Annotated in this window: 15 protein-coding genes; 7 read left to right on the top strand and 8 right to left on the bottom strand. The window is 46.5% G+C overall.

Features of this window, described 5'->3' with window-relative positions; genetic code table 11:
* Positions 1-460 precede the first annotated feature (460 nt).
* Positions 461-1522, top strand: coding sequence for a response regulator (locus JT717_RS09555; protein ID WP_205509989.1), 1062 nt, complete (start codon positions 461-463; stop codon positions 1520-1522).
* A gap of 228 nt (positions 1523-1750) precedes the next feature.
* Here the strand turns inward: JT717_RS09555 and JT717_RS09550 are convergent, their stop codons facing one another.
* Entirely contained in the window at positions 1751-2647 is an 897-nt protein-coding gene (locus tag JT717_RS09550; RefSeq protein WP_205509988.1) for a diacylglycerol/lipid kinase family protein, read from the bottom strand.
* Between the two features lie 96 nt (positions 2648-2743).
* On the opposite strand from JT717_RS09550, the gene surE reads away from it, so the two are divergent.
* Complete coding sequence (surE, locus tag JT717_RS09545; protein ID WP_205509987.1) at positions 2744-3481, top strand: 5'/3'-nucleotidase SurE; 738 nt, start codon at positions 2744-2746, stop codon at positions 3479-3481.
* Positions 3482-3732: 251 nt separating this feature from the next.
* Here surE and JT717_RS09540 read toward each other — a convergent pair whose 3' ends face one another.
* The 7 genes from JT717_RS09540 to JT717_RS09510 all read right to left on the bottom strand — a co-directional run bounded on the left by JT717_RS09540 (position 3733) and on the right by JT717_RS09510 (position 14365).
* Positions 3733-4386 (bottom strand): HD domain-containing protein, encoded by a 654-nt coding sequence (locus JT717_RS09540; RefSeq protein WP_205509986.1) that lies wholly within the window; start codon positions 4384-4386, stop codon positions 3733-3735.
* 168 nt (positions 4387-4554) lie between these two features.
* Positions 4555-5130 (bottom strand): RNA polymerase sigma factor, encoded by a 576-nt coding sequence (locus JT717_RS09535; RefSeq protein WP_205509985.1) that lies wholly within the window; start codon positions 5128-5130, stop codon positions 4555-4557.
* Between the two features lie 550 nt (positions 5131-5680).
* Positions 5681-7288, bottom strand: coding sequence for a SusD/RagB family nutrient-binding outer membrane lipoprotein (locus JT717_RS09530; RefSeq protein WP_205509984.1), 1608 nt, complete (start codon positions 7286-7288; stop codon positions 5681-5683).
* Positions 7289-7401: 113 nt separating this feature from the next.
* Positions 7402-10824 carry a SusC/RagA family TonB-linked outer membrane protein gene (locus JT717_RS09525; protein ID WP_205509983.1) on the bottom strand — a complete coding sequence of 1141 codons (3423 nt, stop codon included), beginning with the start codon at positions 10822-10824 and terminating at the stop codon, positions 7402-7404.
* Positions 10825-11294: 470 nt separating this feature from the next.
* Complete coding sequence (locus JT717_RS09520; RefSeq protein WP_205509982.1) at positions 11295-12488, bottom strand: FecR family protein; 1194 nt, start codon at positions 12486-12488, stop codon at positions 11295-11297.
* Between the two features lie 434 nt (positions 12489-12922).
* Positions 12923-14005, bottom strand: a complete 1083-nt coding sequence (locus JT717_RS09515; RefSeq protein WP_205509981.1) for a WD40/YVTN/BNR-like repeat-containing protein — start codon at positions 14003-14005, stop codon at positions 12923-12925.
* Between the two features lie 87 nt (positions 14006-14092).
* On the bottom strand, positions 14093-14365 hold the full coding sequence (locus tag JT717_RS09510; RefSeq protein ID WP_205509980.1) for a MoaD/ThiS family protein: 273 nt from the start codon (positions 14363-14365) through the stop codon (positions 14093-14095).
* Between the two features lie 435 nt (positions 14366-14800).
* Here JT717_RS09510 and JT717_RS09505 point away from each other — a divergent pair, with 435 nt between their 5' ends.
* From JT717_RS09505 to JT717_RS09485, 5 genes are all read left to right on the top strand, one after another.
* Entirely contained in the window at positions 14801-15415 is a 615-nt protein-coding gene (locus JT717_RS09505) for an RNA polymerase sigma factor (protein ID WP_205509979.1), read from the top strand.
* A gap of 152 nt (positions 15416-15567) precedes the next feature.
* The gene (locus tag JT717_RS09500; protein ID WP_205509978.1) at positions 15568-18273 is read left to right on the top strand and encodes a TonB-dependent receptor; all 2706 of its coding nucleotides are present in this window, start codon (positions 15568-15570) and stop codon (positions 18271-18273) included.
* Between the two features lie 157 nt (positions 18274-18430).
* Positions 18431-18982: a GNAT family N-acetyltransferase gene (locus JT717_RS09495; RefSeq protein WP_240347928.1), complete on the top strand. Its 552-nt coding sequence runs from the start codon at positions 18431-18433 to the stop codon at positions 18980-18982.
* A gap of 116 nt (positions 18983-19098) precedes the next feature.
* Positions 19099-20100 (top strand): FecR family protein, encoded by a 1002-nt coding sequence (locus tag JT717_RS09490; protein ID WP_205509977.1) that lies wholly within the window; start codon positions 19099-19101, stop codon positions 20098-20100.
* 65 nt (positions 20101-20165) lie between these two features.
* Complete coding sequence (locus JT717_RS09485; RefSeq protein WP_240347927.1) at positions 20166-23210, top strand: TonB-dependent receptor; 3045 nt, start codon at positions 20166-20168, stop codon at positions 23208-23210.
* The last annotated feature ends 50 nt before the right edge of the window (positions 23211-23260 follow it).

Raw genomic sequence — 23260 nt, 5'->3', positions numbered from 1 at the left:
TGATAGTACAGGACGCAAAAAGTTTAAAATTGTGCAACTTTGCATACCTCTTCCGTGTCTTATCATGAAATTATAATCCACAATACATTATTGGAAACAGATTGAATGATTGCCTGATTGGAACTCATAAAAAAAATATGAATGGGATGTGAATAATGTATAAAATACATTATCTTTAAAATTAACGATCCATTCTATTCATGCTCTGACAGTAACCGAATCCTTAGCAGGTAACCAAACAATTGCTATCACTGTTTTGATTTTCATGACAGTGAATTCATAGAGATAGTTCTCTCCGCTATATTGATAAATTAATAAGTACTACTCCGAAAGCAGCTCTTACCCGCCTTATCCTTAACCGTTTCATAATCTATGATATTCCCTCGAAGACTATGTCTTTAAACTATGCTTGCCATGGCATGGTAAACAGCTTTATTTCATTTTTAAAACCCAACTAAACATGAAAAAGATTCTTGTTATTGAAGACAATGCCGGAATCAGAGAGAATGTTGCGGAGATCCTGGAGTTGGCTAATTACGACGTATTTACTGCAGATGATGGAAAAAAAGGAATCGAAATTGCCTTGCAGGAGAAACCTGATCTGATCTTGTGCGATGTGATGATGCCGCAACTGGACGGATTTGGCGTTCTTCATTTGTTGCACAAACATGAAGCTATTCGAAACACCCCCTTTATTTTTCTTTCAGCCCGTACCGACCGGGCAGAAGTGCGGCGGGGTATGGAGTTGGGCGCCGACGATTACATTACCAAACCATTTGAGAAAACAGAATTGCTGCAAGCCATTGAATGCCGGTTAAAACGCGCTGAGTGGATGAAGCAGGAATTCGTTAGACGGGAAACATCAGCGCATGTGAACGGCCACCTGCTGAACGAACAGCCGAAGATGGGCAATGACAGGGATATTTTAAGCCTCTTGTCTGAGAACCGCGACGTATGCAAATACAAACGGAAACAGATCATTTACGTGGAGGGTAATCGCCCCGCCAGGTTGTATTACATAAAAAAAGGAAAAGTAAAAACATATAAGACCAATGAAGAAGGCAAGGAGCTTATAGTAGGGATCTATGGGGAAGGTGATTTCCTGGGCTATGTGGCGCTGCTGGAAGGCACTGTATATAAAGAAAGGGCCGAGACCATGGAAAATACCGAGCTGGCCATTATTCCGAAAGACGAGTTCGACGCGCTCATGAATACCCGCCGGGAAGTTGTATACCGTTTTATGACCATGATGGCAAAGAACATAACCGAAAAAGAACAGCTGCTGTTGGGACTTGCATACAATTCTTTGCGTAAAAAGGTGGCAGATGCATTGATCACCGTAAACAGAAAATACAAATCATCTATTAATTTAAGCCGTGAGAACCTGGCAGCCATTGCCGGTACGGCCACCGCATCGATGATAAGAACGCTGAGTGAATTTAAAAGCGAAAAGCTGATCGATATTCACGATGGCGCCATTACTATTCTTAATGAAAAGGAACTGGAGAACTTATTGAACTGATACTTTCCTGAACAGATTTACGCAAAACGCACAACTGGCCATCGCGGTAAGCGCGACAGGCACAGTTGCGCGTTTTTTTATGTATATAAAACAAGGAAGCCCCGATAGACATCGGAGCTTCGTTCTGATTTTTTAAATATCCTATGAAAAACCCGTATATCGAAAATATAACAGCCTGGTATGTTATAGAATGATGGGTGTCATGCATTGTTATGATTGTGGTAACGCTTATGTTAAGAACACCAGCGCATTTTTTTGAACCCGCACATGCACCGGCGTATTTTCCTTTAATTTGATCTGTTGGTCATCTACATGAACATGGGTGCCATTCCATTTTATGCGCACATCTTCCGCTCTGAGGGTTACGAATGAATACACTACTTCTGCATCATTGAGTTTGCTGTCGATATAAGCTGCAAATTTCGCCTGGTGTTCACCGGGAATCAGCACTACTTCAAAGTTGCCATCACCGGGATGGCCATGAGGTGATAAAAATAAATTGGGACCAATGAAGCGGGTATTCATGATCTCAGCCATCAGGAATTCGCCGGAATGATCTTCGCCATCGATGATGAGCTCACAATGATGCGGTTGATAGGTATGTGAGATATCGCGCATAAGCTGCAGGGCGGCCTTCATTTTTTCATCTTTATCCTCTATATCGTCCTTGCCCTTTTTTTTCATTTCTTTCATCAGGTAGGGAAAGAGCCCGTATCCAAAGCTTTCAATAAAGAAATCTGGTTTGCCATTTATATCGAATACTTCACCCACATCAACGGCCGTCGTTTGCGGCTGGCTCCAGCGCCGGATGATGTCGATGAGTTCGCCCCTGATGTTGAGCGATGTGGCTATATTATTCGCTGTACCGCAGGGTAGAATGGCTATCGGTAATTTTTTGACGGGAGGTTCTTTCTCAAGCAATTCTGTAACCACTTCCTTAATAGTGCCATCACCTCCGGCGATGACTATAAAATCGGTTTTTGGATCTATATTCTGCCAGTCGTCATCGTCTGTAGAACAATATCTACATTCATAGCCGGCTGCTTCAATCAGCTGTAACAGCGTTGATTTTGAATGGGCTTCATCTCCGGCTCCGGGATTATGTATGAGGTGTATGGTTTTCATGTATGTGTTGTATGCAATTAAATTATTAATAAAATTATACCACGCAGGCTGGCATAATAATCTCATGCATTTCAATAAGATCAATACTGATAACCTATGACAATACTGATCACCAACGACGATGGTATTTATAGTCCGGGCATAGCAGCGCTGGCCAGGATAGCTTCCAAATTTGGAAAAGTGGTTGTAATTGCCCCCGATGTGGAGCAAAGTTCAATGGGACATGCGGTTACGCACTCAAGGCCGTTGTCATTAAAGAAATCACCGATCTCATTTGAAGGTATAGAGGCCTGGCGGGTGAACGGTACACCGGCAGATTGTGTTGCCCTTGGCAGCCATTTATATGCGCATACCGATGTGGTATTATCCGGCATTAATATGGGGCCTAACCTGGGCAATGGCATGTGGCATTCCGGTACGCTGGCGGCGGCTAAACAAGCCGTCCTGTTAGGGATCCGGGGAATTGCCCTCAGCACACCGGTTGGTAAAACAGAACCGGATTTTGATGCTTTGGCGCCTTATGTTGAAAAAACCCTGGCTTTATTATTAGAGAATACTTCCCTCGGTTTATACAATGTTAATTTTCCGCCGCAACCCAAGGGTATGAAATGGACCCGTCAATCTGTTCGGTTGTACGATGGCCATATTGTACCAGGTGTTGATCCCATGGGCAGAAAACATTACTGGTTTACGGTAACGCCGCTGGAGCCGGCCGAAGAAGGCACTGACCGCTGGGCGGTTGAAAATGATTACGTGTCTATAACGCCGTTACGCCTCGATCTTACCGATGAACAAAGATTGAAAGAAGTAATGAAGGCGCAGCCGGTTTCTTAATTATGGTTTGTGGTTTATGGTTTGTGGTTTGTGGTTGTTCAACTTCCTGGGTTCAAAATCATTTTTTAACTCACTGTTTACTTAGTTATTGAGTTCCTGAGTTAATAAGTCCATAAGTTATTAAGTTAAATACAGCCGCGAGTTTAAAAAAACTGCGAACTGCTAACTGCGCACTGCTAACTGCGCACTGCTAAATGCGCACTGCTAACTGCGAACTGTGAACTGCGCACTGCTAACTGCGAACTGTAAAGTCAGCTTTCCGCATTCCACTCAGCATAGAACTGTCGCAGGTAATGCTCCATAAACGCATGCCGTTGAATGGCAAGTCTTTTTCCCGTCTCCGTATTCATTCTGTCTTTCAATAATAACAGCTTTTCATAAAAGTGATTGATGGTGGGAGCCTTACTGCTCTTGTATTCTTCCTTGCTCATGCTCATATTAGCAGGAATGGCCGGATCATACAATGCCCGGTTCTTATAACCACCGTAATTGAAAGCCCGCGCAATGCCAATGGCGCCCATAGCATCGAGCCGGTCGGCATCCTGTACAATATCGAGTTCTATCGACCGGAACGGTTGATGGTGATTGCCGCCTTTGAAAGAAATATGTGTGATGATGTTCTCAACATGTTCAATGACCGGCTCATCTACGTTGAGCGATTGCAGCCATTCCCGGGCTTTGCGCGGACCAATACTTTCATCGCCATTATGAAATTTTGAATCGGCGATATCGTGGAGCAGGGCGCCCAACGCCACTACAAGCTCATCTGCGTCTTCAGAAGCGGCGATCATTTGCGCCGTTTTCCATACCCGGTGAATATGCCACCAGTCGTGCCCGCCTTCAGCTTCTGCCAATGTTTGTTTTACGTGTTCAACTGTTTGCCCAATGATAAGTTCTTTGTTCATGGGGCAAAAATAAGCGGGGATCGCTGATTTCGAGATTTTTGATTTCGAGATTTTTGATTTCGAGATTTTTGATTTCGAGATTTAGGATTTTGAGATTTATCAAAATGACTGATATAATGAAATCAGGAAATCCCGGAATCCCAAAATCAGAAATCAGAAATCAGTATCTTATTGCATCAAATAGGCTGCTATCATGACCGCCATTGCATCATCCAGCCCAAATCGTATTTCCCGTAGCGCGTGGCTCATTTTCTTTTCCACTGTTTTTACGGAAATGTTCTTTTGTTCAGCGATCTGTTTGTAGGTAAGTCCGCCGTCGCGATGCAGGAGAAAGATCTCTTTTTCATCGGGCGGTAAAGATTGGATCAATTGCTGGTATAAATGTTCCAGTTCCTTGAACAGCACAGGGTCTTCGAACAAAATATCCTTTGAGACCAGGGCCAGCCGGTTGAAGAATTGCTGATCGGTTTTTTCAGCCCTGATGGCCTTAAATACCTGGAAGCGTACTGCCTGGTGTAAATAGGATTGCAACACATCTACCTGTAGGGCTTGCCGGCGTTTCCATAATGATACAAACACTTCCTGTACCGCATCCTGTGCCACTTCTTTAACCTGTAGTATATTGTGTGCAGATGTATAGAGACATTTCCAATAGCGGTTGTAGATCTCGGCAAAAGCCATTTCATCTCCCTGGTGAAGTTTTCTCAGTAACTCATGATCGGTATGAATAGGATAGCTTTGCACGTTGTTACCCGAAAGTTAAAACAAATTTAACCTTCCCGGTAATGTTGAAGGCAGAAAACTGCAAGAAAGTTCGTTGATATTAAATAAATTGAATAAGTGTGACATAAAAGAGATAAGGAGCAAAAGAGACCTTCTTCTAACTCTTTCACTCCTTAAACTCTTTGCTTCAGGAAAGCCGGGGATAGAAATCAGCATCGAATAAGAGAGACCTTCTTCAAACCCTTTTATTCAGTTGCACCCGGCTCACTGAAGTTCCCCGCCGAAGCGGGATGTTCAATAGAAATCTGCAGATGAGCAAAAGAGAACTCCCCTTTAAGCCCTTTTTGCTCGCATGACCCCAAACGGCAGGCAGGTTGCAAAATGCCCGCCGCCGGAGTACTGCTATCGTAAACCAATTGACACTGCAATTGGCGTTTTAGCTAAATAGCCAATAGTTAGTAGTAAATGGCCAGCAGGCGCTTTATTTCAATGCTTCGCACCCATTATCAATTATCATACTCTCTCTGTATTCCCTACCCGCCATTCGCTGCTCGCCACTTACCAGTGGCTTTTACTGCCTGTCCCACCACAACCTGGTACCGCCATTATCAGGGCCATTCAGCGTAGCTGCTGCTCTTTGAGCGCCCTTGGGGTTCGATAAATATTCATCGGGTGGCAAGTTCACCCGGCGAATGAACTGAGTGGTGCTCACCTTGCCGCCGCTCGTATTGATCACTACAGGGAACAGTTTCGGGTAACCGGTCCTGCGGAATTCGCTCCAGGCTTCCTGTCCTTCGGGAAACATGCTTATCCATTTCTGGGTAATGATCCTTTCGAGCTTCCGCTCAAAACCATCGGCATCTTCCCATTTAATGGTAATGGTGCTTAACCAGGGCTGACCGCTTGTGACATCGTTCTGTCCGGGTGTGATGGCTTTGGGATCTGTGTATACAGCTGGTTTGCTTACATCATCATTCAGATAGGTGTTCACATCTGTAATGGAATGTTGGGCGAAAGATGTTTTTATTCCAGTCTCATAACTATCCTGGGCAGTACCGGCGCCTGACCATCCGCGAAGCGCGGCTTCCGCTTTCAGGAACAATGCTTCCGCAACCGTCATTAACTGGATCTTGCTGGGAAGGGTTGCCAGCGCAGAATAGCCCTGGTAACGGCTTTTAGCATCGATATTAATGCCCTGTCGAATGCCTTTGTATTGCCCGGCCACCGCAGCATCTGTAGCTGGAACAAAATATTTTTCCAGGCGCGGGTCATTGTATCCTTTCAGGATCGATTCCATGGGAGCGCCCATGCGGATATCGGCCCATGCTTCATTGATGGTATTTAACGGATGAATCGTAGCACCGATATTGATGCTGAAATCGTCACCGGGATTGCGTAAAATACCGGCAGCATGGGTCAATGCCGCTTCGCCTTCCGCTTTTGCTTTCACTGCGTCGGCTTTAACGATCCGTAAGGCCAGGCGTAGGCGCAGGGTATTGGCAAACTGTAACCATTTCTCATAGCTGCCACCATACACCAGGTCGGCATTTTTGAAAGTAGGTGTCGATTTCTCCGTGCGTTTAGGCGTGAGAATGGTGATCGCTTCGGCCAGGTCTTTAAAAAAGTTGTTGTACGCTTCCTGCTGGCTGTCGTAATCATAGCCGCCATCATCCGAACGCACTTTATATTTCGAATACATGATGGGACCGAAAATATCGCTTACCCGGTGCATGGCTTCTACCTTGATGATCTTGGCCATGGCATACAGATCAGGTGCGGAAGTTTTCGTAGTTACTTCAACATTCGAGATAGGACTCATAATGCTGCCCGAGGCGCTTGAATAAGCCGGGTTCAGCGCCCAAACGTTCCAGCCATCTACCAGGTCATAGGTCATATTGTTGCTATTGCCACGGAAGGGGGTAGGCGACATCATGTACCCGCTGAAAATATCGGCCATCAGGTTTTGCTGCAGTTGCGTTACCCAGGCCGGCTGGTAACAGTAAATGGTTTTCTGCGCTTCCTGCAATTGCGCCACTACCAGCCCATAATCTGGTAACAGCATTTCATTGGTAGCACCATATTGATTGGTATTGTAATCCCTGAAGTTTTTGGTGCAACTGCCTAGCAGTAAGGTGGTGGCTGTGGTTATATGAAAAATGTATTTTGAATATTTGTTCATTGTCATTTTTTTTGAAGGCGTTTGTTGTTTGAGGTGTATGGTTTGTTGTTCCCTCAGAAACTATAAACCATAAACCCGTTCATTTCCTGATCACCACATTGTTCATGCCGTAATCAAAACGAACATCTGAAACTCAGACCCATACTACGGGTAGCCGGCATGGCAAACACATCAATGCCCTGCAACCCATTGCCGGTGCTCATGCTCAGTTCAGGGTCATACGGCGCTTCTTTTTTGAAGAAGAAGAGGTTGCGCGCTACCAGCGACAGACGCATGTCTTTTATCACCTTAAGCTTTGAGGGCAATTTGTAACCTACTGATAGTTCGCGCAACCTGATGTTGGTGGCATCGTACATGTAATATTCAGTGATACCTGCACGGCCGCCAACCGTAGAATAGAATGTTTCTGCCGGAATAGCGCCGTTCCACTTGCCGCCACTTAGTTTTGTGGCGTTGATCATAACCCCACCGCTATTACGGGCGTCTGCCGTTACTTTCGATACTCCGTATTCGTCGAGAACCGCCTGCGTGATGCTCATTACTTTACCACCGAAGCGGCCATCGATGAGCGCTGTTATAATGAAGTCTTTAAGCTCTACGGTATTGTTCCAACCGGCCAGGAAATCAGGATTGGGATTGCCCAGGAACTTGAAACCGCCGGTTTGTGGTTTGCCATTGTCATCAACCAGTATGGAACCATCGGTATCCCGCTGGAAGGTTTGTCCGTAAATGTCGCCATAGGAACCGCCTTCTCGGATGCGCAGCGAGTAGTTGTTCACGCCCGCCTGCGTGATCTCGTACTGACCGCCCAGTTCCGGTAACAACTCAATTACTTTATTGCGGTTGCGCGTCATGTTCAGGCTGGTGTTCCATTTGGTGGTGCTATTGCGAAGCACATCATAACCCAGCGCTATTTCAATACCCTTATTCTCGATATTGCCCGCATTTACGAAGAACCTCGAAAGGCCACTGCCCAGCGGTGCGGCAAAATCAAAGTATTGATTGCGCGTATTGGTCTTATACCAGGTGAAGTCAAGGCTTAACCGGTTGTTCAGGAATTTCCACTCAGTTCCCACTTCAAAGGAGCGCGCATCTTCCGGTTTCAGGTAAGAGCCAAGGTATGGACCTGTTTGGATAGACCCATAATTACCCGACATAATAGTGTTCGTGGGCAGGGTAGAGAATGCTTCTACATCATTACCCACTTTTGCATAAGAAAAACGAACCTTACCATAATTGATAAGCGCAGGCAATTTAACCAGGTCGCTTACGATGGTATTGATACCGGCCGAAAAATACGGGTAGCCGCTATTTTCTTTGGGCGTGAAGGCCAGGGTAGAGGACCAGTCGTTGCGCGCAGTCAGGTCGATAAATACCTTTTCATCGATATCGAAAGTACCGGTGGCGAAGATGGATTGAACCTGGCGGCGCAAACCGCTAGGTTGTGCGATCAGGGCCGGATTGAGGTTGAGGTTGCCCAGCGTAAAGATGTTGGCAAAACGCAGGTCGCTGCCCTTTGAATCGAAGAAAGCGCGATCCTGTTGCTGATCGTTGATGCTGCTGCCCGCATTAAAGCTGAAACCGATCTTATCGGTGATATCGACATTGCCCGAAACGATCACATCGCCATATAACAGGGTACGGGTTAATTTGTCGTAGGTATAGCGGCCATTGAAATCAGCCAGGGTTATCTGCGTGGAAGCGTATGCTTTTAATTCGTAATTGTCGTAATTGCGGTTTACACTGCCGCGCGCCTGGATGTTCAGCCATTTCGTAATGGGATATTTCAACGTAATGGATGCAAAGAGGTTATCTTTTTTGCCAACGTTGATATCGCGGTTCAGGATCCAGTAGGGGTTTTGCTGATTGTCGGATCCTACCAGGTTTTTGTCGTGGTTGATATTCCACCAGTTCTGCAAATTGGTGATACGGGTAGGTGACCAGTATTCAAACTGTTTATACTGATCGAAGTTCAGGCCCCTGGGAAAAAGATACAATCCTGTAAGCGGGTTATAATACAAACCGGTCGATGGCCGGTTATGTGTTTTCTGGGTGCTGAAAATAATGTTCGCATCCACATTCAGCTTATCGTTGAAGAATTTGGAGGTTTGGCGAAAGTTGAACGTATGCTGTTTGAATTCGCTGGTAGGCATAATACCATTGTTATTGGTATTGGAATACGAAAAATAGGTTTGCGCCTTGTCGTTTCCTGCGGTAAATGCCAGCGTATTGATAAAAGTTTTACCGGTTTTAAAGAAAGGTTTTACATGGTCGGGGTTTGAACCGGCAGGGCCCCAGCTATAAATATTGTCGGCGCCGGTTTGATTGTAGCTGTACTGCAGCTCGGGGTGATACATGGGTTTTTCCACCGTGAAACTGGAAGAGAAATCTACTTTGGCAGAACCTGCACGGCCTTTTTTCGTAGTGATCATAATGACCCCGTTACCGGCCTGGCTGCCATATAAAGCGGCGGCAGAAGCGCCTTTTAAGACCGTCATGCTTTCAATATCTTCCGGGTTCAGCGAGCTGAGCACATCGCCCGCATCGCGGCCCGGTGCATTAATGCCACCGCTTTCACCCCATACGTTTATGGGTTGCGAACTCGAGAAATTGGTCAGCGGAACACCATCTATAACATACAGGGGCTGGTTCTCCCGGGTTGACTTTTGTCCACGCAGGATCACCCGCACAGAGCCGCCCAGGCCCGAAGCACTGGGGTTGATCTGCAGACCCGGAACCTTGCCATTCAGGCTGTTCATCGGGTTCATGTTCTTAACCGTGGTGAGTTCGGCGTTATTGATCTTTGTAGTGCTATAGGTAAGGCTTTTCTGGCGACGTTGGATGCCCAGCGCCGTTACCACCAGTTCTCCCAGTTGCTGGGAGTTTACCGATAAGGTGATCTGTATTGGCTTGTCATTGCTGACCGTGATCTGCTGGCTCGCATAACCGATATTGGTGATAATGAGAATGTCGCCTTTGTCGGCATCGATGGTAAATTCCCCATTGGCGTTGGTGCTGGTTCCCCGGCGGGTTCCCTTTACCTGTACATTGGCGCCTGCGATGGGTTCGCCTTTATCATTTACTATTTTACCGGTAATGGGTATGGGCGGTGGCGGCGGCGTATTGATATAAGCAGGTGTTTCAATGACCGAACGTTTCCTGATCACCACCGTATTGCCCTGCACACTGTATTCAAAAGGGGCGCCGGTAAGGCATTGCTGCAACACGTCTTTCAGCGGGGCATTCTTCACATTTATAGATACTTTTTGAAGGCCTTCGAATAGATCTTCACAGTATACGATAGACACACCTGTTTGCCTGGATACCGCTTTAAATACCTTTTGTACCGGTACGTTCTTAAGCGAGAGGGTTACAGTTTGCCCACTGGTATGGGCAACTGCATGCAGGCATGTGACGAATAGCAGCAATGTGGTTAATTTCATGACCTTAAGCAGTTTGTGCGTTTCCCGGTCGGCTAACCAGGACATTAACCCGTTCGTATATTTACGCAAACGGATCATAGCAGTTATTTGCATAACTTTGTTTGGTTTGGTGATTGAATAAATGATTCCTCAACAGACTTGTTTATTGTTACTGAACACCGCCGTTTCGTCTGGCCACGAAGCGGCAATTTTTTTTTATCCCCGGCTTCTGAAAGCAGGGGGGATTTATATAGTTTTTGTTTCTTGCTTACCTGGATGATCGATAGTTATTGAACGTCTTCAATATTCACCATTGACCATTGACCATTGACCATTCGCAAAACAACTGGCAAATAAGCTTCCGGTAGTGATGGCTGCATTAATAGATGCTGACTGTTGTTGATGATGCACTTGTTCTCAATTGTTAAAACCCCGCAACCCCCCGATGAATCAGGGCATGCTCTTGACAACCGTCTGCCTATTGCCAATTGTGTCTTGCTTTAGTTCAATACCAAGCACTCCAATCTCCTGTATTCAATTATCACATTATCGAATTATCACATTATCAAATTAACATTGTCACATTATCGAATTACCGTTAAGGTCTTTCCTTCGAGTTTGAAATGCACCCCATAATTTTCCAGCATTTTTAAAATGTTCGAGAGGTTCAGGTTGCGACTGATACGGCCTCCGTATTTTTCATCGGCTGTTTTTGTTTCATACCTGATGTCTACATCATACCAGCGGCTTATCTGGCGCATGATCGTTTTAATATCCGTATCATCAAATTCGAACCAGCCATTCTTCCAGGCCATGACCTGGTCTATATCCGGTGAGTGGTTTATAGTGAAGGCCTGCCTGCCGGACTGCGTTGAATGCCCGCTTAGTATCGCCTGCTCCCCCGGCTTCAGCATTACTTTATTACCGGTTTTTATTTCACCATCGACCGTTGACCATTCACCAACTTTCACCGACCCTTCAAGCAGTGTTGTTTTAACAGTTGCTTCATCGCTATACGCATTCACATTAAAGTGAGTACCCAGTACTTCAATATCCTGCGTGCGGGTTTTCACATGGAATGGTTTCCGGGCATCTTTTGCTACCTCGAAGTAGCCTTCGCCATCCAGTTCCACTTCCCGCCGGTCACCTGCAAATGAAGTGGGAAAGCGCAATGAGCTGGCTGAGTTCAACCATACTTTCGTTCCATCGGCGAGTATTAACTGGTATTGGTTGCCACGGGCAGTAGACACCTTATTATATACTACAGCAGCAGGATTTTCTTTGCCACCGGTATTGGCATACGACACCTGACCATTCACATTGATTACGGTTGCGCCACCCTGTTTGGTAATGGTGCCGTTGGCAGAATCCAGTACGATCGTTCTTCCATCCGCCAGGGTAAGGGTCGCAGCATCCCGTCCCGGTGGAAGATCGTGCGGTTTGGCTTCCGTGGGCCTGGTTGACGCGGTTGATGGGGCAGGTTCGTTCATCAACAGGAAATAACTGCCTGCACCGATCAGGACCAGTATTACCGCTGCTGCAACAAGGCGGTAGCGCATTTTTGCGATAGGTACTATTTTCTTGTCGCGATCCCAAAGCCTGGCTGCGATCTGTGAATACATCTCTTCTTTCAGAGCTGTTTCTTCTTCGGCGGATAGGTCGGTATTTCCTGCCTTCTCCAGGCGCCGGTAATATTCCTCTATCAATGTTTTTTCCGCAGCACTGGCAGTGCCATCCTGGTACTTATCCAATATCCTGAAAAATGATTGCTTGTCCATACTACTTATACATGTACCCGGATCATAGCGACACCCTACGGATGTGGATAACCTTTTTATGAAAAAAAGCTAACTGCTTCAGCGGTAACCTGCTAATATGTTTTGCAGATTCGTTCATTGTATAAAAGAGCAATTATCAAAGCCGTTAGCGTTATCTCCCGATATTATACACGCATTGGTTTTGTTAAGCGTATGATAGTAACACGGGTCAGCAGGAAATATGAAGAAGTGCAGATTAAGAATTTTGAAACAAAGAGCAGGAGCTAGGGCTACTACAAAAGGTGTAGCAGGAAGTACTACAATAGCGGCTAGGCATTGATCTCTGGCAGAGAAGGAAGCAGAAAGATAGAACGGGGGAGGGTATGGTCAGTAGTTGAAAATTGGACCAGTTAACAAGTTGGCCGGTTAATCAGTCAACTTGTTAACTTAACTTATTAATCGGCAAATTGGATGGAATAGATCATCGGTAAATAATTATTGATCACCTGCCAGTTCTCACCTCTATCCGGTGAAAAGAATAAGTTGCCGGTGGTAGTGCCGAAAACGACAGCATCACCATTACTTACCAGGGCATGGCGATACACGATATCGAAACAGTTTTCCTGGGGTAGCCCATTGCGTAATTGTTTCCAGCTTTTGCCACCATCGTCTGTCCGGCAAATGACAAGAGCGCCCTTGATGGCGGTGCGGTTTACATCGCTATCGGCGGGTGCTACCCAGGCCTGGTCGGGATTGTCGTCGGCCACCGCGATAGCAAAACCAAAACGCGCGGGACCTTCTGGTTCACTAACATCCTGCCAGTTGCGGGCCCCATCGGTACTGCGAAAAATGCCGCAATGGTTCTGCTGCCAGAGGGCATCTGGGTTGGATGGTGCTGCCACTACGATATGTGGGTCATGACCGGTTTCCTGGTTGGGATCGGGCAGAAAATCAGCCCGCAATCCTTTATTGCAGATGGCCCAGCTCTTTCCGCCATCTGTAGTTTCAAAAACACCAGCGCAGCTGATGCCTATATGGATATGATCTTCATTGCGTGGATCAACGACGATGGAATGGATACCCGGCAGGTCGCGGCCACCGCCAAACCAGCCTTCTTTACGGGTAGGATGCTGCCATAAAGATTCAACGAGCTGAAAGCTGTTGCCTTCATCTTCACTAACGAACAAACCGCCCGGGTCGGTCCCGATCCATAAGCGGGATGTATGATTTTTACCGCCATGCGCCATCGACCACATGTAGCGGGTAGTAGCCGGTACGCCGTCTTTTACTTCTTCCCCTTCCGGATAAGCCGGCGCGATCACTTCTTCCCAGCTTTGGCCCCTGTCTTTCGACCGTTGCAGTTTTACGCCCCAATGCCCATGATCCTGGCAGGCCCACCAGGTGCCGTTACGGGGATCGGCATAAGCGATGGAAATGGGTACGCCTTCAAATGAACAGTTCTCCAGGATCCATTTGTTGTTCCGGAAGGTATAAGCAATAAAGCCTTTCCGGGTTCCCAATAATAAGGTAGATTTCATATAGCAATCATTTTTTAAAGTATTGAAAGATAGAAGGTCTGCCACACTTGCCTGGCGATCCTGCGTATGGGCGATCTGCGTTTTAATTTATCCGCCCGATAGCGCCTGCATAATATAGATCTCGCTGTTTTCCTGAAAGGGGTCGCTCAGGGTATTGCGGTCTTTGATCATTACCCCATCGATAAAAATATTCACATGCTGCCGCAGGCGGCCCTGGTCATCCAGCACATAGCGGGTTACGCCGGGATAACTGGCTTCTATTTCATCCAGCACCGCTTTCAGGGTTTTTCCACCCGCCTCTGTATCGGTGAGCTTCGGAAAAAATCGTTTCAATGCGTATGTGAATTTTACTAATGCCATGAGTTAAAATTGCCTGGGTGCCTGTAAGAAATAGGTAACGCTGAATGCTCCACGCGAGGTGCCGCGTATGCGCTTCGCCTTCCAACAGCACATTGGCGAAACTTTGGAAGGCGGGTGGCAAAAGGCGTCGGGTAAAGCATAAAGCGATCTGCGTTCATCTTCTCTAAGCTACTGAATAATTCAAAAGGGGCGAGCAGGCTGCAGGTAAAAACTGATCAAGCGGGAAACCGGTTGCCCGAAGCTGGATTTTATACGATCAAAACGCATAGCGCTTTATTAAAGAACTTGTTATCGGATTTGCGGCCGATTACTTACTGTGTATATATATACATTATCCAAATGTCAGCAGACTGCATTTTGTTATTAAATTACAGGGCGGCAATGTAACACGCTAAACGGTTAAGCGGCTGATACATACCGGTAACTGAACGTTTCATGACCCGGACACCCTTTGATTCACATACTGCACAGGAAGACAGGTCGCTGATCATTCAAATACGATCAGATGACTACGCCGCTTTTACCCTGCTCTATAATAAATATATCCGCCAGCTCACCCAATACGGACTTAAATTCATTCCCGATCTGCCGGCCGTGGAAGATTGCCTGCACGATGTATTTGTGTGGTTATGGACAAACCGCCATAAGCTGCAAATACATAGCTCCGTTAAAAGTTACCTGTTTAAATCGGTGCGCACTACCATCCTGCACCTGCTCCAAAAACAACAGCGGCTGCAATCGTTGAATGCGGATGACGGACCGGGATATCGATTTGAACTGGAGTTGACGCCCGAGTCCCTGGTCGAACAAAATGAAAGTCAGCGCCAGCTACGGCAGCAAATTGAAAATGTGCTGCAGAAGCTCACGGCCAAACAAAAAGAAGTGATCTACCTGCGGTACTACGAAGGGTTGAATTTTGAAGACATCGCCCGGAATATGAACCTCTCGGTTAAAGCCTGTTACAAACTCATGGGCAGGGCAATTGCTACCTTAAAAGAAAGTATACCCGGTGTATTATCAATTGGTATCCTGTTGATGTATTGCCGGTAATTACAATACCTTTTTCAACCTATAGGCAAAAAAATATTTTCATCTCTGTGGGGTAATAATCGAAGTTTCATCCTCATATACTAAACCTGCGCAGGTTTTTGATGCGAGTAGCTTGCTATTCATTGTAAACCATCCATCATTAAATCAGTCACATGAGAAAATTAACATATGCCATTTTAGGAGTGGCATTGCTGCTACTGATGAACGCAGTCGTAACCGCGCAGGGAATTAAAGGCACGATAAAGAGCGAAAGCGGTGAACCGCTGCCTAATGCATCTATTGTCGTAAGTGGTAATAAAGGCGGAACTTCTACCGATACAACGGGAAGTTACCGCCTTTCTTTAGCCCCCGGAACCTACAAGTTATTTGTCACCAGCGTAGGCTTCAACCCATATTCTTTGACCGTTAAGATCGACAATACAACGCTTACCCGCGATATTGTTTTACAATATGCCGTAGCCGACCTCAGTGAAGTGGTGGTGGCCGTGGGTAGCCGTGCGTCGCAACGCACCTTTACTAACACGCCTTTGCCGGTTGATAATATCAACGCCTCCGAATTGCAAAGCGCCGGACAATTGTCGTTTGATAAAGCGCTTCAATTACGGGTACCGTCTTTCAATACTGTAAATACACCGGTGAATGATGCCACTTCATTACTCGATCCTTATGAGATCAGGAATATGGGCCCCAGCCGCACCCTGATCCTGATCAATGGAAAAAGAAAGAATCCCAGTGCACTGGTATACATTCAAACTTCACCCGGCCGTGGCGAAACGGGCGCCGACCTGGCAGCGATCCCTACTGAAGCCATCAAACGCGTAGAGATCCTTCGTGACGGCGCTTCTGCCCAATATGGTTCTGATGCCATTGCCGGCGTCATGAACGTGATCCTGAAAGACCGTTTCGAATACACCAATTTTAAAATAGCCAGCGGTATTACCCATAAAGGCGATGGATTTTCCATACTCACCAGTCTCAATGGCGGCGCCAATTTCGGCAGTAAAGGGTTTATCAACTATACCATTAATTTCCAGCGGGAGAACAAGACGAACCGCTCTGGTAAGGTAGATGCCGAAGCCGATAACAATGACCTTGCCGGCGGTAACAGTTTGCAGGAAGTGCAGGCATTTCTCAGCCGCTTTCCCGATGCGAAAAATATAAGCGGAACACCTACCAGCACCGCCACTAAATTTTTGGTAAATGCGGGTATCCCTGTTAGTGAAAACACCGACTTTTATGCCAATGCCGCCTATGTTTATAAGAAAGTGCAAAGTTATGCCAACTACCGCGCACCTTACTGGCGCCAGGATTTTGGTCTGTTGCATGCGGCAGGTACTGAATACCTGGGTTATGGCCCTACCTTTGAAGGCGACCTGAACGACTATAACGCCACCGTTGGATTTAAAACGGCTAAAAGCGGTTGGGTGCATGACATCAGTTTTACTACAGGCGGAAACAAACAACTGTATACGGTGGAGAATACCATCAATGCTTCGCTGGGAACAAAAAGCCCGATCCGGTTCAAACCGGGTGGTTATGCGTTCAATCATGTGGTAGGAAATATAGATATTACCAAAGAAGTAACTGATAAATTGAGCATCGGTTTTGGCAGCGAATTCCGCAGTGAGAACTACCAGATCTTTGCCGGTGATACGGCTTCTTATTCAGGAGAGGGCGCCAATTCGTTTCCGGGGGTTAGCGAAATCAACGCCATCAAAGTGAACCGGTTCAATATTGGCGGTTATTTTGATGTAAGCTACGATATCTCTAAAGCATTGCTGGTAAACGGTACCATTCGCGAGGAATATTACAGTGATTTTGGAAGTGCTTTTGTCTGGAAGCTCAGCGGCCGGGCCAAACTGGCCGGTGATAAGCTAACCGTGCGTTCTTCGATCTCAACCGGTTTCCGCGCACCGAGTTTGCACCAGATCAACCTGCAGATTGCACAACAGAGTTTTGTACCCGGTTCGGGCATTCAAACAAAAGGAATTGTAAGTAATAAGAGCCCGCAGGCACACTTGCTTGGCGTGCCGGCGTTGAAACCGGAAAAATCGGTCAACTTCACAGCTGGTTTTGGTTTCAACCCAACAAAGAACTTCAGCCTTACAGTAGATTACTATCAAATTGACATTAAAGACCGCATTATCCTTAGTTCAAATATCACCAATACGGCAGCGGGGAATACCGAACTGGATGAGGTGTTGAGGAATAACGGCATCGTTGGCGTTAGCTTTTTTACCAATGGCATCAGAACAAAAACAGAAGGCATCGATGTGGTGGCCAGTTATAAAAACATTCCGGTAAGCAGGGCCGGCAAGCTTACGATCAACCTGGCCGGTAACTACACCTTGTCGAATGAACTGGATGGCGATATTACCAATCCCAAGTTGATCGGTGATGCCGGCCAGAGCACTTTTGATTATATTCAGGAAGCATTGTTGTTAAGCAGCCGGCCGAAATATAAAGCGGTGCTGGGCGGTGATCTTACCCTTAGTAAATGGAATTTCTTTCTCAACAACACCCTGTTCGGGCCAACTACTTTCCGCAATGACGGGTTAGACAGGAACCTGAAACTGGAATTTCAAACGAAGGTATTGACTGACCTGAATATCGGGTATACGTTCAGTAACCGGGTAAATGCGTCAATAGCAGTAAATAACATATTCAATATAACGCCGGAATACAGGTTTAAGGCATTAAACAGTACAGGTGAGGCTATATTAAATGATCCGGCCCAGCTTAGAAGGAATTTCAATGCCATTACATTTAACGGGCGGTATACAATGGTAACCTATGATGGGTCCCATTTTAGCCAGTTAGGTACAACCTTTTTGGCAACGCTGAACTTTAAGTTGTAGATTTAAATGTAAAACGCTTAACGCTTAACGACGAACGCACCGCTTTGCATTGGCCAACCTGCTTTCTGTCTCCAACGCTTTTCCAAGGTACGGCAGATAAGCGGGAACGCTAGGGGAACAAGCGTTAAGTTAAGCGTTCAGCGTTAAGCTTGTATTTATGATCATATATACAACGTCAAAAACCGGCAGCGACCTTGAGCAGATCCTGGCCTTGCAGCAACAGAACCTGGTTGCCGGTCTGTCAGCCGACCAGATCGCCTCACAGGGATTTGTAACCGTGTCGCATCGTTATGAGGACCTGCAAAAAATGAATGAGATAGAATCGCATGTGATCGCAAAGGACAATGATCAGGTAGTTGCTTATATCCTGGCCATGACAGCCCGTTCGCGGTACGATATTCCGCTGCTGCTGCCGATGTTCGAATTGTTTGAACAGCTGAACTATCGGCACAGGAAAATTGCTGATTACCGCTATATGGTCGTGGGGCAGGTTTGTGTAGCAGCTGATTACCGGGGGAAAGGTGTATTCGACGGCTGTTATGCTGCCTACAAAGATCATTTTAAACATAAATATGACTTTGCCATCACTGAAATTGCCACCAGGAACCTGCGTTCTATCAATGCCCATAAACGGATCGGGTTTGAAACCGTACATGAATATGTGGCGCCTGATGGGGAGGCATGGGCTGTTGTTCTGTGGAATTGGTAAGTTACTCAGTTCATAAGTTATTAAATTCATAAGTGGCTCGTTTAACCCGGTAACTCAGGAACTCAATAACTGAATAACTAATAACTGAATAACCCGCTAACCAGAATATAGAACAGATGGATAAGTATTCAACATATCAAACAGAGGACTTCCTGAAAGATGAATCGTTTATCAATTGGGTCTTGGATCCGGAAGGGGCAGGCAACCAGGCGTGGACGACATGGATGAATTCGGGCCCTGCCACAAAGGAAGCAGCACAAAAAGCCATTGAGATAATCCGTACCCTTGATTTTAAAAAGGAAGCGGTAGCGGGTGATTTTTATGGGGGCCTGAAACAACGGATCGATCATACGATCGCCATGGGGCAAACGGTTCCGGCGAAAAGAAGAACCATACAACTTTCCTGGCTGAAAGCGGCGGCGGCAATAGCCGGTTTAATATTATTGGGATGGGTGTTCTTTAACCGGAAGCCCTCGTATACTTATTTTTCCACACCATATGCAGCTATTAAAACCGTGTGGTTGCCAGATAGTACAGAAGTGGTGCTGAATGCCAACTCGTCGGTGCGGTATAATAAGAACCGTTTAAACAACACCAGGGAAGTATTGATAACAGGCGAGGCCTTTTTTAAAGTTCGTCATGTTGATATAAACGGTAAAGCCCAGGCTTTTAAAGTGTATGCGGGCAATACCGAGATAGAAGTGTTGGGAACGGAGTTCAATGTACGCAGCACCCACGAAGCAACTGCGGTGATGTTGCGGGCGGGTAAAGTCAGGTTTAGCATAACTGGCAGTGATGCAGAAAAGATCATGCAGCCCAACGATTATTGCTTTTATAACAAAGCACAGGGCACTATAAGCACCCGGACTGCAGATCCGGTTATGTTCACTTCATGGATGGAACACAAATACCGGTTTGAGAACGCTACGATAAAGGAAGTATGTGAAACCCTGAAAGCATATTTTGGGTACGATTTCATTTTACGCAATGATGCACTGAACACACAAACAGTTTCAGGTACGCTGGAATTACAGAACGAACAGGTAATGTGGCAGGTGTTGAGCGAACTGTTCAATGCAAAGGTTGCTAAACAGGGCAATCAGGTTGTTATTCAATAAAGGCCAAAGCTTAGACCTGGACACCCGGTCTGTACCCATCATTGGATGGAAACTGCACGTGATTTATGAGAAAAAGCCTGTACACTCATTGGCTTATTGCATGTATTTTGCTCCTGTGCATGGGAAATGCCGTGCAGGGGCAACGAATTGTCCGCAACGACAAAGACGACAGATCGCCGCTTCTCCCTATTCAAACAGAGAACAGTCTTCCCTTAAAAGATGCCATTGCAGCCCTGGAAAGAAAATTTCGCGTAAGTATTTTATATCGCGAACAACTCGTGTTGCATAAAAGCGCTATACCCGATACGGTCAACAGCGGCAGTCCGGACGATGCATTGCGTTCCCTGCTTACACCCTTCGGGCTCACCTTTAAGAAGCTTTCACCCACCCAGATCCTTATCGCAGAAAGACCTGAATACTATTCAACAACCGGTAAAAAAGAAAAAGGAGCAGGGAAGGAACAATTCCTCCTGAGGGGTACGGTGCGCAATGAAAAGAACGAACCGCTGCCAGGTGTTTCTATCATAGTCATCGGCCTGCCTAAAGGAACAGTGACCGATGCGCAGGGCAATTATCAGCTGTACCTGCACGATGGTACGCATAAAATATATTACAGTAGTGTGGGGTATAGTAGTTTTGTAACTTCTATCAGAATGCAGCGTGCCGAAGCTGTAAAGAATGTGACCCTGAACAATGCGGCTACCGATCTGAGTGGGGTAGTGGTGGCCGTAGGCAGCCGTGCGGCGCAGCGAACTTTCACCAATACTTCGCTGCCGGTTGACAATATCAATGGCGCCGACCTGCTCACTACAGGGCAGCTCACGCTCGACAAAGCTTTACAATTTCGCGCACCTTCTTTCAATACGGTGAATATGCCTGTGCACGATGCCACCTCTTTATCTGATCCGTATGAGATCAGGAATATGGGGCCTTGCCGCACCCTGATCCTGATCAATGGAAAAAGAAAGAACCCGGGCTCCATTGTATATATTCAAACATCCCCCGGGCGCGGCGAAACAGAGACTGATCTTTCTGCCATTCCCATTGACGCAATTAAACGGGTAGAGATCTTGCGGGATGGCGCCTCGGCCCTGTATGGTTCGGATGCCATTGCGGGGGTCATGAATATCATTCTCAAAGACCGCTTTGAATATACCAGTTTCAACACCAATACGGGTATCACCGGCAAGGGCGACGGATTCTCGATCGGGAACAGTATCAACAGCGGCGTTAATTTTGGCGATAAAGGATATGCGAATTATACCATCAGTTTTCAAAAGGAGAACCGCACCAACCGGCCAGGGAAAGTAGATGCAGAACAGGATAATATCGACCTGGGCGATGGAACAGCGGAAGGGCTGGAGAAAGTAAAAGCCTATCTGGCGGAGTTTCCCGATGCCCGGAATGTGAATGGTACACCGGCGATCACCGCTGCCAGGTTCCTGGTAAATGTGGGCATCCCCGTGAATGATAACGGGTCTATTTATGCGAATGCAGCGTATGTATACAAGAACATTCAGAGTTATGCCAACTACCGTACTTCCTACTGGAAAAAAGATCCGTATAACCTGTTACATGACACGGCTTCCACCTATCTGGGCTTTGGCCCAACCTTCGCCGGCGATCTGAACGACTACAATGCCACCCTGGGTTTTAAACGCGACAAAGCATCATGGACAACCGATGTAAGCGCTACCGTTGGCGGTAACCGGCAACTCTATTCAGTAGACAATACCTGGAATCCGTCGATGGGTGCACATAGTCCCACCACCTTCAGGCCCGGCGGTTATGCTTTTCATCATTATGTAGGAAATATCGATTGTACGCACAAAATGAATGAACAGCTCGCGATCGCTTTTGGCGTGGAGTTCAGAAAGGAAATATTTACCATCATCGCAGGGGACAGGGCCTCGTATACGGGTATGGGGCCTATTTCATTTTCAGGTATTGATAACATTAATGCCAGCACGTCGAACCGATTCAATTTCGGCGGGTACCTCGATCTAAGTTATGATCTTACGAAAACCATGTTGCTGAATGCCAGTGCCCGCCAGGAATACTACAATGATTTTGGTGGCGCCTTCGTATGGAAGTTCAGCGGCCGTAAAAAAATGGCCGGTGATCTGCTTACGCTCCGCTCTTCGGTATCAACAGGTTTCCGGGCCCCGGGTTTACACCAGGTAAACCTGCAGATCGTGCAGCAGATCTTTACGCCGGGCATGGGCGTGCAATCGAAAGGCGTTGTAAGTAACAGGAGCTGGCAGGCCCAGGTGCTGGGTGTGCCGGCATTGAAACCCGAACGCTCGCTGAATTTTACGGCAGGTGTAGGATTGCGACCATCCCGCCATTTCAGTCTAACCCTCGATTATTACAATATCAATATTAAGGACCGTATCATTCTGAGTGCCGATATTGCACATACAGCCAATAGAAATACCACACTCGACTCAGTACTTAGCGCCAATGGGATCATTGGCGTTAGTTTTTTTACCAATGGCATCAGTACCAATACCCAGGGGCTCGACCTGGTAGCTACACTAAAAAATATGCGTGTGTTGAACAGCGGCCGCTTAACGGTTAACCTGGCCGGCAACTATACCATTGCCAATAAATTATTGGGCGTAGTGGCGAATCCCAAATTAATTGATGATGCGGGCAAGGGCATTTTCGATTATATGCAGGAAGCCCTCTTGCTCACCAGCCGGCCGAAATACAAAGCCATTCTGGGAATGGATCTCAGTGTAGGGAAATGTAATGTCAATATTAATAATACTTTGTTTGGTCCCGCTACCTTCCGTAGCGAGGGGCTTGACCCGAACCTGAAAATGGTCTTTAAACCGAAGATAGTTACAGATGCACACATCTCATGGCAGTTCAAACCCTGGCTGGGAACTTCGTTCACCGTGAATAATATTTTCAATACGCTGCCCGGGTATGTATTCAGGGCATTGAATGAGCAAGGCCGCGCCGTTTTAAGCGATCCGGCGGCGCTTAGAAAGAATCTCAATGCCGTAACCTTTAATGGCCGCTACAGCATCGCTACCTACGATGGTTCACATTTCAGTCAGTCGGGCACCACTTTTCTGCTGACCTTCAATTGTAAGTTATAGTTAATACACTTCTAATATTTCTCCTGTACATTTGTTGCCCAGCAATGTAA

The sequence above is a fragment of the Longitalea arenae genome (assembly GCF_016924755.1).
Classification (GTDB): domain Bacteria; phylum Bacteroidota; class Bacteroidia; order Chitinophagales; family Chitinophagaceae; genus Niastella; species Niastella arenae.
Note: the sequence above shows the minus strand (reverse complement) of the source record. Positions and strands in the feature narration are given on the sequence as shown.

Coding starts and splice junctions, on each gene's coding strand:
- JT717_RS09505 (WP_205509979.1), top strand. CDS start 14,801: ATGACCCGGACACCCTTTGATTCACATACTGCACAGGAAGACAGGTCG.
- JT717_RS09515 (WP_205509981.1), bottom strand. CDS start 14,005: ATGAAATCTACCTTATTATTGGGAACCCGGAAAGGCTTTATTGCTTAT.
- JT717_RS09510 (WP_205509980.1), bottom strand. CDS start 14,365: ATGGCATTAGTAAAATTCACATACGCATTGAAACGATTTTTTCCGAAG.
- JT717_RS09520 (WP_205509982.1), bottom strand. CDS start 12,488: ATGGACAAGCAATCATTTTTCAGGATATTGGATAAGTACCAGGATGGC.
- JT717_RS09540 (WP_205509986.1), bottom strand. CDS start 4,386: ATGAACAAAGAACTTATCATTGGGCAAACAGTTGAACACGTAAAACAA.
- JT717_RS09495 (WP_240347928.1), top strand. CDS start 18,431: ATGATCATATATACAACGTCAAAAACCGGCAGCGACCTTGAGCAGATC.
- JT717_RS09485 (WP_240347927.1), top strand. CDS start 20,166: ATGAGAAAAAGCCTGTACACTCATTGGCTTATTGCATGTATTTTGCTC.
- JT717_RS09525 (WP_205509983.1), bottom strand. CDS start 10,824: ATGCAAATAACTGCTATGATCCGTTTGCGTAAATATACGAACGGGTTA.
- surE (WP_205509987.1), top strand. CDS start 2,744: ATGACAATACTGATCACCAACGACGATGGTATTTATAGTCCGGGCATA.
- JT717_RS09550 (WP_205509988.1), bottom strand. CDS start 2,647: ATGAAAACCATACACCTCATACATAATCCCGGAGCCGGAGATGAAGCC.
- JT717_RS09490 (WP_205509977.1), top strand. CDS start 19,099: ATGGATAAGTATTCAACATATCAAACAGAGGACTTCCTGAAAGATGAA.
- JT717_RS09500 (WP_205509978.1), top strand. CDS start 15,568: ATGAGAAAATTAACATATGCCATTTTAGGAGTGGCATTGCTGCTACTG.
- JT717_RS09530 (WP_205509984.1), bottom strand. CDS start 7,288: ATGAACAAATATTCAAAATACATTTTTCATATAACCACAGCCACCACC.
- JT717_RS09555 (WP_205509989.1), top strand. CDS start 461: ATGAAAAAGATTCTTGTTATTGAAGACAATGCCGGAATCAGAGAGAAT.